This is a genomic window from Pseudomonas sp. IPO3778 (assembly GCF_013386825.1).
In the GTDB taxonomy this organism is placed as follows: domain Bacteria; phylum Pseudomonadota; class Gammaproteobacteria; order Pseudomonadales; family Pseudomonadaceae; genus Aquipseudomonas.
The window spans coordinates 383,897-397,227 of the sequence record NZ_JACARC010000034.1 but is presented as its reverse complement, the minus strand read 5'-3'; the positions used below and the strand labels follow the sequence as shown (position 1 = coordinate 397,227).

Sequence of the window (13,331 nt, the reverse complement as noted above, 5' to 3'; positions counted from 1 at the left end):
TTAACTCCTGCCGTTGGCTGTGACCCCGCGCCGTGCTACGTCGACCAGGCATAGGCTTAGACGGCCTCGTTGGACTCGTCCTCGAACGCTGCAAACAGCGGTTCGTCTTCAACGATTTCGGCGTTGGCGATGAACTCGTAGCTCATCAGGCCCTCAGCGATTTCACGCAGGGCTACAACGGTAGGCTTGTCGTTTTCCCACTGGACCAGGGGCTCTTTGCCGCCAGTGGCCAGTTGACGGGCACGCTTGGTAGAGAGCATGACCAGCTCAAAGCGGTTATCCACGTGTTCTAGGCAGTCTTCAACGGTTACGCGGGCCATGGTATTCCTCGGAGCGAATGCAATATGCGCGCTGCCCGGTTGGGCGAGCGGACTGAACAGTTTAAAAAATCACCAGCGTTTAGGGAAGCGCTGATTTTTCGCAGGCCATCGCAAACGCGCTACAAGTGCCAATGTAAAGCCCTTGCAGCGGTTTTGGGAAGAGCCAATCAGCCGAGCAGTTCGGCCAATAATTTACCGAAACGCTGCTGCTGACGCTTTTGCTGGAGCTGATTGGTGCGGAAAATCGCCTTCAGATCGTCCAGGGCGTGGGCGAAATCGTCATTGATGATCAGGTAGTCGTAGTCGACGTAGTGGCTCATTTCACTGACGGCTTCGCGCATGCGGCCTTCGATGATCTCGTCGCTGTCCTGGCCACGGTTGGTCAGGCGCTGGTGCAGCGCTTCAAGCGACGGCGGCAGGATGAAGATCGAACGGGCCTTGGGCATCAGCTGGCGCACTTGCTCGGCGCCCTGCCAGTCGATTTCCAGGATCAGGTCGTGGCCTTCGTCCAGGGTCTGCTGCAGGTGGCTTTGGGAGGTGCCGTAGAGGTTGCCGAAGACTTCAGCGCGCTCCAGGAAATCACCGTGCTCGATCATCTTCACGAACTCGGTGCGCTCGACGAAGTGGTAGTGCACGCCGTTCACTTCACCCGGGCGCATGGCGCGGGTGGTGTGGGACACCGAGATGCGGATCTGCTCGTCAGCGTCGGTCAGGGCTTTGACCAGGCTGCTTTTGCCCGCGCCCGATGGGGCAGAAATGATGTAGAGGGTGCCGGTGCTGTGGGTCATGTCAGGGTGCCTTACTCGATATTCTGTACTTGTTCGCGCATTTGCTCGATCAACACTTTGAGGTTGACCGCCGCCTGTGTGCTGCGCGGATCAAAGGCTTTGGAGCCCAGTGTATTGGCTTCGCGGTTGAGTTCCTGCATCAGGAAGTCCAGGCGCCGACCGGCGGCACCGGCAGATTTCAGCACCCGGCGCACTTCCAGGATGTGGGTGCTCAGGCGGTCGAGTTCTTCGGCCACGTCGCTCTTTTGGGCCAGCAGGACCATCTCTTGCTCAAGGCGCACCGGATCCAGCTCGGCCTGCATGTCGGCGAAGCGGTCGAGGACCTTCTGGCGCTGGGTGGCGAGCATCTGCGGCACCAGTTCGCGCAGGGTCACCACGTCGCCTTCGATGGAAGTCAGGCGGTCGCTGATCAGGCGGGCCAGTTCGGCACCTTCGCGTTCGCGGCCAGCCTTGAGCTCCTTCAAGCCCTGGTTGAACAGCGCCAGGGCTTCGGCATTCAGGGCTTGCGGGTCGCTGGCGTCGGCCACCAGCACGCCAGGCCAGGCCAGCACTTCCAGCGGGTTGATGGCGGCAGGCTGCTTGATCAGGCCGGCGATGGTTTCGGCGGCGGCGACCAGTTGAGCGGCGCGCTCGCGATCAACCTGCAGCGGCTTGCCGGTGGTTTCTTCGGTAAAGCGCAGGGTGCATTCCAGCTTGCCGCGGGAAATGCCCTGGCGCAGCGCTTCACGGACCGCGCCTTCGAGGTCGCGAAACGATTCCGGCAGGCGCAGGTGCGGCTCCAGGTAGCGGCTGTTGACCGAGCGCAATTCCCAGCTCAGGGTGCCTTGGACGCCGGCTTTTTCGACGCGGGCGAAGGCGGTCATGCTGTGCACCATGGAGGTACCTCGCGATGCAGTCCCGCAAACGGGCGGGCTGATGGGTAGATTGAAGCCGACAGGCTGCGAAGGCGCAGGATTGTAGCTCAACGGGACGGGTGCCCCAAACAGTGGCTTCGGGCCGCGGGTTTGTAACAGGATTTTTTAGCCGTGCCGATCAGGGCTGGCGGCTCTATAATGCTCGGCAGTTTTTCGTCCTCCGTACAGGTATCCCCTATGAAACGTCCAAGTGGTCGCGCTGCCGATCAGCTCCGCTCGATCCGCATCACCCGCAACTACACCAAACACGCCGAGGGATCTGTACTGGTCGAGTTTGGCGATACCAAGGTTATCTGCACCGTCAGCGTCGAAAACGGCGTGCCGCGTTTCCTCAAGGGCCAGGGCCAGGGTTGGTTGACCGCCGAATACGGCATGCTGCCCCGCGCCACTGGCGAGCGTAACCAGCGTGAAGCCAGCCGTGGCAAGCAAGGCGGCCGCACCCTGGAAATCCAGCGCCTGATCGGTCGTTCCCTGCGCGCTGCGCTGGACATGTCCAAGCTGGGCGACGTGACCCTGTACGTCGACTGCGACGTGATCCAGGCCGACGGCGGCACCCGCACGGCGTCCATCACCGGCGCCATGGTTGCCCTGGTTGACGCGCTCAAAGTCATCAAGAAGCGCGGCGGCCTGAAAGGCGGCGATCCGCTCAAGCAGATGATCGCGGCGGTGTCGGTCGGCATGTATCAGGGCGAGCCTGTGCTGGATCTGGACTATCTTGAAGATTCGGCTGCCGAGACCGACCTGAACGTGGTGATGACCAGCACCGGTGGTTTCATCGAAGTGCAGGGCACCGCCGAAGGCGCGCCATTCCAGCCGGCGGACCTGAACGCCATGCTGGCCCTGGCCCAGAAAGGCATGACCGAGATCTTCGAACTGCAGAACGCCGCCCTGGCGGACTGAGTCAATCCCAAGGAGCTACGCCATGAGTGACAGCCAACTTCCACTGCCGACACCGTCCAAGGAAGTTCGCCAGTGGGCGATGCTCTGTCACTTCGCGGCGTTCTTCGGGTTGATGTTCCCGTTCGGCAGCCTGCTGGGGCCCTTGATTCTCTGGCAGGTGAAGAAGGACGCAGACCCGTTCATTGATGACCAGGGCAAGGAAGCGCTGAATTTCCAGATCACCGTGGGCATTGCCTGGGCGGTCTGCTTCCTGTTGGGCTTCATCGTGGTCGGCTTTGTGCTGATGACCGTCCTGGTGATCGGCGCGGTGGTGATGACGATCATTGCGGGCATCAAGGCCAACAAGGGCGTGGCTTATCGTTATCCGTGGACGTTGCGGTTGATCAAATAACCACCGCCCACAAAAAAACCGACAGCGATGTCGGTTTTTTTGTGCCTGGAAAAAGACCTTAGATGGTCAGCGTCCAGTCGTAGTCCACGATCAGCGGCGCGTGCTGCGAGAAGCGCGGCTGGCGTGGCAAGCGTGCGCTGCGTACGAAACGGCGCAGGCCAGGCGTCAGCAGCTGGTAGTCAAAGCGCCAGCCCAGGTTGAGCATCTCGGCCTGTTCGTTATCCGGCCACCAGCTGTACTGGTCGCCTTCGCGGCTGACTTCCCGCAGGGCATCCACATAGCCCATGTTGCCGACAATCTCGTCCATCCAGGCCCGTTCCGGCGCCAAAAAGCCCGGGGATTGCTGGCTGTCGCGCCAGTTCTTGATATCCAGCTTCTGTTGCGCCACGTACAGCGAGCCACAGTAAATGTACTCGCGACGTTTGCGCCGCTGTTTATCCAGGTAACGGGCGAAGTCGTCCATTAGCTTGAACTTCTGGTTCAAGTCTTCGTCGCCATTCTGCCCTGATGGAAGCAGCAAGGTCGCGATGCTGACCTTATCGAAATCGGCTTGCAGGTAGCGCCCGTAGCGGTCGGCTGTCTCGAAGCCGAGGCCGCTGATGACCGCCTTGGGTTGCAACCGCGAATACAAAGCCACGCCACCTTGGGTGGGGACTTCGGCATCACAGGCATAAAGGAAGTAGCCATCCAGTTGGAAGGCTGGGTCGTCCAGTTCAAAGGCGGAGGCGCGGGTGTCCTGCAGGCAGATGACGTCGGCATTCTGGGCTTGCAGCCAACTGAGCAAACCACGCTCGACTGCAGCCTGAATACCATTGACGTTCACACTGATGATCCGCATAAATGGCCCCAAAAATCGCGTGCGTGTATGATACACGCCGTCTACCTAATTAGCTAAATCCGTGGTATCTGAGGCTTTTTTCATGCAGGCGTATCAACGCGATTTCATTCGTTTTGCCATCGATCGCGGCGTATTGCGCTTCGGTGAGTTCACTTTGAAGTCCGGGCGCACCAGCCCTTACTTCTTCAATGCCGGCCTTTTCAACTCGGGTTCTGCCCTGGCGCAGCTGGGCCGTTTCTATGCGGCCGCCATCGTTGAAAGCGGTATTTCCTTCGACGTGCTGTTCGGCCCGGCCTACAAGGGCATTCCCCTGGCCGCAGCGACTGCCGTGGCGTTGGCTGAACATCACGGGCTTGATTTGCCTTGGTGCTTCAACCGCAAGGAAGCCAAGGCCCACGGTGAAGGCGGTAGCCTGGTGGGCGCGCCGCTCAAGGGCGATGTGCTGATCATCGATGACGTGATCACCGCCGGTACGGCGATTCGCGAAGTGATGCAGATCATCGCTTCCCAGGACGGCGCCAAGGCTGCCGGCGTGCTGATCGCACTGAACCGCCAGGAGCGCGGCAACGGTGAATTGTCGGCGATCCAGGAAGTGGAACGTGATTTTGGCATTCCTGTCGTGAGTATCGTGTCCCTGAACCAGGTGTTGCAGTTCCTGGAAGATGACCCACAGCTCAAGCAGCATTTGCCGGCGGTGAAGGCCTATCGCGAGCAGTTCGGCGTTCAATAATCGCGGCACAACAAAAAGCCCCATCCCTTGTAGGAGCGAGCTTGCTCGCGAAAAACTTGAAGGCGCCGCGTTTATCCAGAATAAACGCGTCATCGTTAACGTTCTTCGCGAGCAAGCTCGCTCCTACAGAGGTGGGGCTTTTTTTAGCGCTTAAGGGCGCTTGCGATTGCTGATCAGGGTACCCACACCCGTGTCGGTGAAGATTTCCAACAGGATCGCATTCGGCACCCGGCCGTCCAGGATCAACGAGCTGCCGACGCCGCCTTGCACCGCTTCCAGTGCACAACGGATCTTCGGCAGCATGCCGCCGTAGATGGTGCCGTCGGCGATCAGGTCGTCCACTTGCTGGGTCGTCAGGCCGGTCAAGACCTTGCCTTCCTTGTCCATCAAGCCGGCGATGTTGGTCAGCAGCATCAGCTTCTCGGCCTTCAGCGCCTCGGCCACCTTGCCGGCCACCAGGTCGGCGTTGATGTTGTAGGACTCACCGTTGGCACCGACGCCGATTGGCGCGATCACCGGAATGAAATCGCCCTTCACCAGCAGGTTCAGCAGATCGGTGTTGATTCCGATCACTTCGCCCACCTGGCCGATGTCGATGATTTCCGGCTGGGTCATCTCCGGGGTCTTGCGGGTCACGGTGAGTTTCTTCGCGCGGATCAGCTCGGCGTCCTTGCCGGTCAGGCCAATGGCGCTGCCGCCGTGGCGGTTGATCAGGTTGACGATGTCTTTGTTCACCTGGCCGCCGAGGACCATCTCCACCACGTCCATGGTCTGGGCGTCGGTGACGCGCATGCCGTCGATGAAGTGACTCTCGATGGACAGGCGCTTGAGCAGGTCACCGATTTGCGGGCCGCCACCGTGCACCACCACCGGGTTGATCCCGACGGCTTTCATCAACACGATGTCGCGGGCAAAGCCGGTTTTCAGCTCGTCGCTTTCCATGGCATTGCCGCCGTACTTGATCACCAGCGTCTTGCCGACGTAGCGTCGAATGTAAGGCAACGCTTCGGAAAGGACCTTGGCGGTGTTGGCGGCGGCTTCGCGTTCGAGGGTCATTCAGGGCTCCGGTGCAAAAAAATCAGAACGGTAATTGGAGATCAGGGGCAACACGTTTCAACTGGGCGTGGAACACGTCCTTGATGCGCTGCAACTCAGCCTCGGAATCCGCCTCGAAACGCAGCACCAGCACCGGTGTGGTGTTGGATGCGCGAACCAGGCCCCAGCCTTTGGCGTAATCGACCCGCACACCGTCAATGGTGGTCAGGTTGGCGCCTTCGCCCCATTGCGCATCGTGCAGTGCGTCAATGATGCTGAATTTGCTCTCTTCGGTCACATGGATATTGATCTCTGGCGTAGAAATATCATCCGGGAAGGTTGCAAACAGGTCTTCTGCGGTGGATTTTTCCTTGCTGAGGATCTCCAGCAGACGGGCGGCGCTGTAAATGCCGTCGTCAAAACCGAACCAGCGTTCCTTGAAGAACACGTGGCCGCTCATTTCGCCGGCCAGCAGGGCGCCGGTTTCCTTCATTTTCTTTTTGATCAACGAGTGGCCGGTCTTCCACATTAGCGGACGACCGCCGTATTCCTTGATCAGCGGCGTCAGGCGGCGGGTGCATTTGACGTCGAAGATGATCTCGGCGCCCGGGTTGCGGGCCACCACGTCGCGGGCAAACAGCATCAGCAGGCGGTCCGGGAACACGATATTACCGGTGTTGGTCACCACGCCGACGCGGTCGCCGTCGCCGTCGAAAGCCAGGCCGAGGTCGGCGCCGGTTTCCTTGACCTTGGCGATCAGGTCCACCAGGTTTTCAGGCTTGCCCGGGTCCGGGTGGTGGTTCGGGAAGTTGCCGTCGACCTCGCAGAACAGCGGGATCACTTCGCAGTTCAGGGCTTCGATCAATTGCGGGGCGATCACGCCGGCCGCGCCGTTGCCGCAGTCCACCACCACCTTCAGGCGGCGGGCGAGTTTGACGTCGCGGGTGATCTCGTCCGAATAACGATCGAGGATCTCAACCTGGGTGATCGTGCCGGCGCCGCTGGTCAGGTCGTTGGTTTTCAGGCGGGTATGCAGGGCCTGGATCTGTTCGTTGGCCAGGGTATCGCCGGCGATGACGATCTTGAAGCCGTTGTAGTCCGACGGGTTGTGGCTGCCGGTGAGCATCACGCCCGACTTGCCGGCCAGTACGTTGGCCGCGTAGTACAGCGCAGGCGTCGGCACCAGGCCCACGTCGCTGACATGGCAGCCGCTGTCGGCCAGGCCCTGGATCAGTTGCTCCACCAGCTCGGGGCCGGACAGGCGGCCGTCACGGCCCACGGAAACGTCAGGCTCGCCCTGGGCCAGGCTCTGGGAGCCAATGGCGCGGCCGATCCAGTAGGCGGTCTCGGCGGTCAGGGTCTTGGGGACCACGCCACGGATGTCATAGGCGCGGAAAATGCTGTCGGGAAATGTCGGGGCGACTCGGGCTGCGTTGCTCATTGCGGGGGGGAACTCCATCTGAAAAGGGCGGGGCTGGCCTCAAGGGTGCTGACCGGCAGGCTCAAACTGAAGGGTAAGACGGCGTTTTTGGCATAGAGTTCGTGGTGCAAAAGTGCCATCGGCGCCGAAGCACCGCCCTTTCGCCCGCTTAATGCCCTGATTTCACTGGGGAAATCTTGCTGATAAGTTCCGCGCATTCTTCATCCTGAAAGGCCATGCGTTGGCGTCAGGCCGGGTGAGGCACCCGGCGTGTTCGGCTAAGTCAATTCAGCTTAGTCAGTGGCTGCCGGAATGCCCGAAGCCACCTGCACCGCGCTGGGTTTCGTCGAACTCTTCGACCAGCTCGAAGTGCGCCTGTACCACCGGTACGAGCACCAACTGGGCAATCCGCTCGCCGATGGCAATGTTGAACGCGGTCTGGCCACGGTTCCAGCACGACACCATCAACTCGCCCTGGTAGTCCGAATCGATCAGGCCCACCAGGTTGCCGAGGACGATGCCGTGTTTGTGACCCAGGCCGGAGCGCGGCAGGATCAGCGCCGCCAGGCCAGGGTCGCCCACGTAGATCGACAGGCCGGTGGGAATCAGAATGGTCTGGCCCGGCTCAAGCACGGTGTCCTGTTTGAGCATGGCGCGCAGGTCGAGGCCGGCGGAGCCTGGCGTGGCGTAGGCCGGCAGCGGGAATTCGTTGCCGATGCGGGGGTCGAGGATCTTGGCTTGCAAAGCGTGCATGGAAATTAAACCTGGTTCAGCCGTAGGGCGATAAAAGAGATCAGTTGGCGGGCAATCTTGCCCTTGCTGGTCTGGGCGAAAACGGTAGCGTGCAACTCGCGGTCGATCACGCTGATGGCGTTTTCCTCGCTGTTGAAGCCGATGCTCGGGTTGGCGACATCGTTGGCGACAATCAGGTCGAGGTTTTTGTCTTTCAATTTGCGTGCGGCGTAGTCCAGCAAATGCTCGGTTTCGGCGGCGAAGCCGACACTGAACGGGCGGTCTGCGCGGGTGGCGATGGTGGCCAGAATGTCCGGGTTACGGACCATTTGCAGGAGCAGGCCGTCGCCGCTTGTAGGGTCTTTCTTGAGTTTCTGCGGTGCAACCACTTCCGGGCGGTAGTCCGCCACCGCTGCCGAGGCGATAAACAGGTCGCAGGGAATCGCTGCCTCACAGGCCGCCAGCATGTCGCGGGCGCTGACTACGTCGATTCGCGTGACACGATCCGGGGTCGGCAGATGCACCGGGCCGGTGATCAGGGTTACCCGGGCGCCTGCCTCGACCGCCGCTTCAGCCAGGGCAAAGCCCATTTTTCCTGAGCTATGGTTGGTGATGTAGCGCACCGGGTCGATGTTTTCCTGGGTCGGGCCGGCGGTGATCAGCACGTGCTTGCCGGTCAGGGCCAGGTGCTGGAAGCAGTCGGCGGCGCATTGGGCGAGGTCGGTGGCTTCGAGCATGCGGCCCATGCCCACGTCGCCACAGGCCTGGCTGCCGGAGGCCGGGCCGAAGACCTTGAGGCCGCGGCTTTGCAGGAGTTGGGTGTTGGCCTGGGTGGCCGGGTCGCGCCACATGGCCTGGTTCATGGCCGGGGCGATGGCGACGGTGGCGTCGGTGGCCAGCACCAGGGTGGTCAGCAGGTCGTCGGCAATGCCTTGGGCCAGGCGGGCGATCAGGTCGGCGGTGGCCGGGGCGATCAGTACCAGGTCGGCCCACTTGGCCAGCTCGATGTGGCCCATGGCAGCTTCGGCCGCGGGGTCCAGCAGGTCGAGGTGAACCGGGTGGCCGGACAAGGCTTGCATGGTCAGCGGGGTAATGAATTCACTGCCGCCACGGGTCATGACCACGCGCACTTCGGCGCCTTGGTCCAGGAGCCTGCGAACCAGCTCTGCGCTTTTGTAGGCGGCAATGCCGCCGCCGACGCCGAGAACGATGCGTTTCCGATACAGACGCTGCATTGGCTTGCCTTTCCAGTTCAGTGATGGCGTTGCGATGCCCCCTCCCCAGGTGAAATCGCACGCAAAAAGATGGCCTAAGATACCACAGCGCCCGCCATGCAACAGCGGCGCACATGCACATGGAGGTGCCATGAGTATTCGCGATTGGCCTGCGGCAGAGCGTCCGCGGGAGAAGCTGTTGGAGTTGGGTGCGGCGAGTCTTTCCGACGCCGAATTGCTGGCGATTTTTCTGCGCACCGGGGTGGCCGGTAAAAGTGCCGTCGACCTGGCGCGGCACCTGCTGGCGCAATTTGGCAGCCTGCGGGCACTGATGGAGGCCCGGCAGTTGGTGTTCAGTCAGCACCTGGGGTTGGGGCCGGCGAAGTTTGCCCAGCTCCAGGCCGTGCTGGAAATGGCCCGTCGCCATCTGGCTGAGCGCCTGCGCTGCGATTCGGTGCTGGAAAGCCCGGAGGCGGTGCGCGACTACCTGAAGGCGCTGTTACGCCATGAGCCTCACGAGATATTTGGCTGCCTGTTTCTCGACTCCAAACATCGGGTGCTGGGGTTCGAGAAGCTGTTTCAAGGCACCATCGACAGTGCCACCGTTTACCCCGGCAAGTGGTCAAGCGTGCCCTGGACTACAACGCCGCGGCGCTGATCCTGTGTCACAACCATCCTTCCGGCAGCGCCGAGCCCAGCATCGCTGATCGAAAAATGACCAAAGTGCTGCAAAAGGCCCTGGAGATGGTGGACGTGCGCGTGCTGGACCACATCATTGTGGGGGAGGGTGACCCGCTGTCGATGGCGGAATATGGATGGATTTAGGGGTCAGTAGGAGCGAGCTTGCTCGCGAAAAACCTGAGGGCACCGTTGGGTCTCGGGTTTCCCGCTTTATCGTTGACGACCTGCGCGAGCAAGCTCGCGCCTACAGGGGGCCAGGATTATGGCTTGACGCTGACTTTCGAGTAATCCTGGCGCCCGAACGGGCTCACCTGGTACCCCTCGACATTCTTGCGAGTCAGCGCAAAAACGGTCGGATGGGCCAGCGGCACCCACAGTGCCTGTTGCTGGATCTGCGCCTGGGCCTGCTGATACAGCTTGCTGCGCACCCCCTGTTCGCTGGTGGTCTTGCCGGCGCTGATCAACTTGTCCAGCGCCGGGTCGCAGTAACGGGCGAAGTTGGTGCCGGACTTCACTGCCGCGCAGGAGAACTGCGGCGTGAGGAAGTTATCCGGGTCGCCGTTGTCGCCGGCCCAGCCCATGAACAGCAGGTCGTGCTCACCCGCCTTGGCGCGGCGGATCAGCTCGCCCCACTCAATCACACGGATCTCAGCCTCGATGCCGACCTTGGCCAGATCCGCTTGCAGCAATTGCGCCCCCAGGCTTGGGTTGGGGTTAAGCAGGCTGCCTGACGGCCGGGTCCAGATGGTGGTCTTGAAGCCATCCTTGAGCCCGGCACGATCCAGCAGCTGCTTGGCCTTGGCGATGTCTTGCGGATAGCCCGGCAAGTCCTTGGCGTAGCTCCAGGTATTGGGCGGGTAAGGGCCGTTGGCGGCTTCGGCAGTGCCTTCGAACACGGCCTTGAGGTAGCTGGCCTTGTCGAAGGCCAGGTTGATTGCCTGGCGCACTTCCGGCTTGTCCAAAGGCGGGTGCTGGCTGTTGATGGCGACAAACGCGGTCATGAAGGCCGCGGTTTTCTCGATCTTCAGGTCCGGGTCTTTCTTGGCGGCATCGATATCCAGCGGCTTGGGCGACAAGGCGATCTGGCACTCATCGCGACGCAATCTCTGCAGGCGCACGTTGGCGTCCGGGGTGATCGCAAAGATCAGGTTGTCCACCGCAGGCTTGCCGGCGAAGTAGTCCGGGTTGGCCTTGTAGCGAATGGTTGCGTCCTTCTGGAAGCGCCCGAAAATGAACGGCCCGGTGCCGACAGGCTGGCTGTTGAGCTTCTCCGGGGTGCCGGCCTTGAGCAGTTTATCGGCGTATTCCGCCGGGTAGATCGAGGCAAAGCCCATGCTCAGTGCGGCCAGGAAGGTCGAGTCGGCGTGGTCCAGGGTAAAGCGCACGGTCAGCGGGTCGAGGGCGTCGATCTTCTTGATCAGCGTGGGCAGTTGCAGGGACTGCGCGTGGGGGAAGCCGCTCTGGGCGATCTTGTGCCACGGGTTGGCCGGGTCCAGCATGCGCTCGAAGCTGAAGCGCACGTCTTCGGCGGTCAGGGTGCGGCTTGGGGTGAAGTAGTCGGTGCGGTGGAATTTAACGTCCGGGTGCAGCTTGAAGGTGTACGTCAGGCCGTCCGGCGACACGTCCCAGCTGTCTGCCAGGCTCGGGACCAGCTTGCCGCTGGTGGCGTCGAAGTCCACCAGGCGGTTCATCAATACGTCTGCCGAGGCGTTAGTGGTGGTCAGCGAGTTGTATTGCACCACGTCGAAGCCTTCGGGGCTGGCTTCGGTGCAGACGCTCAGGGTGGTGGCCGCCTGGGCATGTGCAGCAATAAAAAGAGGGGCTAGCAATAGCGGTAGGGCAGCGAGGCGCATATTCGGTTTCCTTTGCAGATCGAAGGCCCATCTGCGAGTGCAGTCTGGAAAAGTCCTACCGTAGTGGGCTGATTGACAAATGACTAGCCCATTTTTGCCTGTGCTTTTGCCTCAAATACTGTTTTGATGGCGCCTCAGGTCGTTTTGCCGAGCACTTTGCAGTGCGCGTGGGCGCTGTAAATCATTCTGTGCGACGAGCGGTTAGCTTCTATAGCGGCCCACCCTGGCAACGGTTCAGGCGTCCATAGCCTGGATTTACGCGTGTAAAAACACACGGCCTGTTGTTGCACTGGGGTCTTTCTGGTATAAAGCAGCGCTCTTTTCTAGGGGCCCGGTTCCTTCGCTAGTAGGTGTAGCCGGTAAGACCCTAAAGAAACGCGGCGCCTGGCGCCAAATGACTGAGAGATTAAGCGGCCAACCCATGCCGGGTTGGGCATGTGGTTTTAGAGGGCTGAGGCATGTCGAGAGTCTGTCAAGTTACCGGTAAGGGTCCGGTGACTGGGAATAACATTTCCCACGCAAACAACAAAACCCGTCGTCGTTTCCTGCCAAACCTGCAGCATCACCGCTTCTGGGTTGAAGAAGAGAAACGTTTTGTTCGTCTGCGCGTATCTGCCAAAGGCATGCGTATCATCGACAAGCGTGGCATCACTGTCGTGCTGGCCGAACTGCGCCGCGACGGCAAAATTTAAGGAGCTAAATCATGCGTGAATTGATTCGAATGATCTCTAGCGCCGGTACTGGTCACTTCTACACTACCGACAAGAACAAGCGTACTACCCCGGACAAGCTCGAAAAGAAAATGTTCGACCCGCGCGTTCGCAAGCACGTGATCTACAAAGAAGGCAAAATCAAGTAATTGGTTTTCTTCCTTGTGAAAAAAAGCCCGTATCTCACGATGCGGGCTTTTTTTTGTGCGCTGGAAAAGTGATCAGGCCTTTTCTTCGAACACCACGTAGATCTTGCGGCAGGGCTCCAGCACTTCCCAGGTGCCGCTGAAGCCGGCCGGGATGACGAAGCGATCACCGGCCCGCAGGGTCTTGGCGTTGCCGTCAGCGTCGCGCAACACAGAAACGCCCTGCACGATCTCGCAGTACTCATGTTCGGTGTAATTGACCTTCCACTGCCCGACCTCACCTTCCCAGACCCCGGCGCTCATTTGGCCGCACGGACTGTTGTAGTGGTTGTAGACGGTTTGCTCGGGGTCGCCCTTGAGGATTTTCTCCGCAGCCGGCCGGTAGCGGTAAGGTTCGGTCCTGGCCTGGCTGAAGTCGACGATATTCTGGATGTTCATGGGCGTGTCCCGTCTGGCCTGCGGTTGGAGAGCTCAAAGTCTATGTTTATTAAAATGAACATCGCAAGGGCGTTTGCTGCCGTTATGTCAAATATATTGAAACATCCATCGTCGCTGGTTTAGGGTGGCAGCTGCCTTGAGCCGAACAGCTGGCTGGCCGGGCAAGAATTCTTCGAAGGTGCCTGGGTACATCGCCCGGCCCTTGTATTCAATAAGAGGAG

Annotated in this window: 14 protein-coding genes and 2 pseudogenes; 6 read left to right on the top strand and 10 right to left on the bottom strand. The window is 60.7% G+C overall.

All coding sequences use genetic code 11. The features are described 5' to 3' along the window. Positions 1 to 56: 56 nt before the first annotated feature. From rpoZ to HX855_RS18045, 3 genes are all read right to left on the bottom strand, one after another. A complete protein-coding gene (gene rpoZ / locus HX855_RS18055) occupies positions 57 to 320 on the bottom strand; it encodes a DNA-directed RNA polymerase subunit omega (protein WP_003176920.1) in 264 nt (87 codons plus the stop codon). A gap of 167 nt (positions 321 to 487) precedes the next feature. Then, positions 488 to 1,108: a guanylate kinase gene (gene gmk, locus HX855_RS18050; RefSeq protein ID WP_010168203.1), complete on the bottom strand. Its 621-nt coding sequence runs from the start codon at positions 1,106 to 1,108 to the stop codon at positions 488 to 490. Positions 1,109 to 1,119: 11 nt separating this feature from the next. Next, positions 1,120 to 1,983: a YicC/YloC family endoribonuclease gene (locus HX855_RS18045; protein ID WP_177086531.1), complete on the bottom strand. Its 864-nt coding sequence runs from the start codon at positions 1,981 to 1,983 to the stop codon at positions 1,120 to 1,122. A 216-nt stretch (positions 1,984 to 2,199) separates the two neighbouring features. On the opposite strand from HX855_RS18045, the gene rph reads away from it, so the two are divergent. After that, a complete protein-coding gene (gene rph / locus HX855_RS18040) occupies positions 2,200 to 2,922 on the top strand; it encodes a ribonuclease PH (RefSeq protein ID WP_003213280.1) in 723 nt (240 codons plus the stop codon). A gap of 22 nt (positions 2,923 to 2,944) precedes the next feature. Beyond that, entirely contained in the window at positions 2,945 to 3,313 is a 369-nt protein-coding gene (locus HX855_RS18035; protein WP_177086533.1) for a DUF4870 domain-containing protein, read from the top strand. 58 nt (positions 3,314 to 3,371) lie between these two features. On the opposite strand, the gene HX855_RS18030 is transcribed toward HX855_RS18035, so the two are convergent. Then, positions 3,372 to 4,151, bottom strand: a complete 780-nt coding sequence (locus tag HX855_RS18030) for an exodeoxyribonuclease III (protein WP_003195493.1) — start codon at positions 4,149 to 4,151, stop codon at positions 3,372 to 3,374. An 82-nt stretch (positions 4,152 to 4,233) separates the two neighbouring features. On the opposite strand from HX855_RS18030, the gene pyrE reads away from it, so the two are divergent. Then, positions 4,234 to 4,881, top strand: coding sequence for an orotate phosphoribosyltransferase (gene pyrE, locus HX855_RS18025; protein WP_177086536.1), 648 nt, complete (start codon positions 4,234 to 4,236; stop codon positions 4,879 to 4,881). 150 nt (positions 4,882 to 5,031) lie between these two features. Here pyrE and argB read toward each other — a convergent pair whose 3' ends face one another. The 4 genes and pseudogenes from argB to coaBC all read right to left on the bottom strand — a co-directional run bounded on the left by argB (position 5,032) and on the right by coaBC (position 9,303). Then, positions 5,032 to 5,937, bottom strand: a complete 906-nt coding sequence (gene argB / locus HX855_RS18020; RefSeq protein WP_003213275.1) for an acetylglutamate kinase — start codon at positions 5,935 to 5,937, stop codon at positions 5,032 to 5,034. Between the two features lie 22 nt (positions 5,938 to 5,959). Further along, a pseudogene (locus tag HX855_RS18015) lies at positions 5,960 to 7,375 on the bottom strand (phosphomannomutase/phosphoglucomutase); the annotation flags it as partial. 258 nt (positions 7,376 to 7,633) lie between these two features. Continuing rightward, positions 7,634 to 8,089, bottom strand: coding sequence for a dUTP diphosphatase (dut, locus tag HX855_RS18010; protein ID WP_046070088.1), 456 nt, complete (start codon positions 8,087 to 8,089; stop codon positions 7,634 to 7,636). 5 nt (positions 8,090 to 8,094) lie between these two features. Next, positions 8,095 to 9,303 (bottom strand): bifunctional phosphopantothenoylcysteine decarboxylase/phosphopantothenate--cysteine ligase CoaBC, encoded by a 1,209-nt coding sequence (gene coaBC / locus HX855_RS18005; protein WP_088422070.1) that lies wholly within the window; start codon positions 9,301 to 9,303, stop codon positions 8,095 to 8,097. A 130-nt stretch (positions 9,304 to 9,433) separates the two neighbouring features. On the opposite strand from coaBC, the pseudogene radC reads away from it, so the two are divergent. After that, positions 9,434 to 10,107, top strand: a pseudogene (gene radC / locus HX855_RS18000) (DNA repair protein RadC). 116 nt (positions 10,108 to 10,223) lie between these two features. On the opposite strand, the gene HX855_RS17995 reads toward radC, so the two are convergent. Beyond that, positions 10,224 to 11,816: an ABC transporter substrate-binding protein gene (locus tag HX855_RS17995; protein ID WP_177086540.1), complete on the bottom strand. Its 1,593-nt coding sequence runs from the start codon at positions 11,814 to 11,816 to the stop codon at positions 10,224 to 10,226. 458 nt (positions 11,817 to 12,274) lie between these two features. Here HX855_RS17995 and rpmB point away from each other — a divergent pair, with 458 nt between their 5' ends. Continuing rightward, entirely contained in the window at positions 12,275 to 12,508 is a 234-nt protein-coding gene (rpmB, locus tag HX855_RS17990; protein ID WP_007920377.1) for a 50S ribosomal protein L28, read from the top strand. Positions 12,509 to 12,519: 11 nt separating this feature from the next. Beyond that, the gene (rpmG, locus tag HX855_RS17985) at positions 12,520 to 12,675 is read left to right on the top strand and encodes a 50S ribosomal protein L33 (RefSeq protein ID WP_003176906.1); all 156 of its coding nucleotides are present in this window, start codon (positions 12,520 to 12,522) and stop codon (positions 12,673 to 12,675) included. Positions 12,676 to 12,747: 72 nt separating this feature from the next. Here the strand turns inward: rpmG and HX855_RS17980 are convergent, their stop codons facing one another. Then, positions 12,748 to 13,110: a cupin domain-containing protein gene (locus HX855_RS17980; protein ID WP_177086542.1), complete on the bottom strand. Its 363-nt coding sequence runs from the start codon at positions 13,108 to 13,110 to the stop codon at positions 12,748 to 12,750. Positions 13,111 to 13,331 lie beyond the last annotated feature (221 nt).

Excerpts from the sequence above, each read along its gene's own strand:
- HX855_RS18030 (WP_003195493.1), bottom strand. The coding sequence starts at position 4,151 with ATGCGGATCATCAGTGTGAACGTCAATGGTATTCAGGCTGCAGTCGAG.
- HX855_RS18035 (WP_177086533.1), top strand. The coding sequence starts at position 2,945 with ATGAGTGACAGCCAACTTCCACTGCCGACACCGTCCAAGGAAGTTCGC.
- dut (WP_046070088.1), bottom strand. The coding sequence starts at position 8,089 with ATGCACGCTTTGCAAGCCAAGATCCTCGACCCCCGCATCGGCAACGAA.
- HX855_RS17995 (WP_177086540.1), bottom strand. The coding sequence starts at position 11,816 with ATGCGCCTCGCTGCCCTACCGCTATTGCTAGCCCCTCTTTTTATTGCT.
- argB (WP_003213275.1), bottom strand. The coding sequence starts at position 5,937 with ATGACCCTCGAACGCGAAGCCGCCGCCAACACCGCCAAGGTCCTTTCC.
- rpmG (WP_003176906.1), top strand. The coding sequence starts at position 12,520 with ATGCGTGAATTGATTCGAATGATCTCTAGCGCCGGTACTGGTCACTTC.
- gmk (WP_010168203.1), bottom strand. The coding sequence starts at position 1,108 with ATGACCCACAGCACCGGCACCCTCTACATCATTTCTGCCCCATCGGGC.
- HX855_RS17980 (WP_177086542.1), bottom strand. The coding sequence starts at position 13,110 with ATGAACATCCAGAATATCGTCGACTTCAGCCAGGCCAGGACCGAACCT.
- rpmB (WP_007920377.1), top strand. The coding sequence starts at position 12,275 with ATGTCGAGAGTCTGTCAAGTTACCGGTAAGGGTCCGGTGACTGGGAAT.
- coaBC (WP_088422070.1), bottom strand. The coding sequence starts at position 9,303 with ATGCAGCGTCTGTATCGGAAACGCATCGTTCTCGGCGTCGGCGGCGGC.
- HX855_RS18045 (WP_177086531.1), bottom strand. The coding sequence starts at position 1,983 with ATGGTGCACAGCATGACCGCCTTCGCCCGCGTCGAAAAAGCCGGCGTC.
- rph (WP_003213280.1), top strand. The coding sequence starts at position 2,200 with ATGAAACGTCCAAGTGGTCGCGCTGCCGATCAGCTCCGCTCGATCCGC.
- rpoZ (WP_003176920.1), bottom strand. The coding sequence starts at position 320 with ATGGCCCGCGTAACCGTTGAAGACTGCCTAGAACACGTGGATAACCGC.
- pyrE (WP_177086536.1), top strand. The coding sequence starts at position 4,234 with ATGCAGGCGTATCAACGCGATTTCATTCGTTTTGCCATCGATCGCGGC.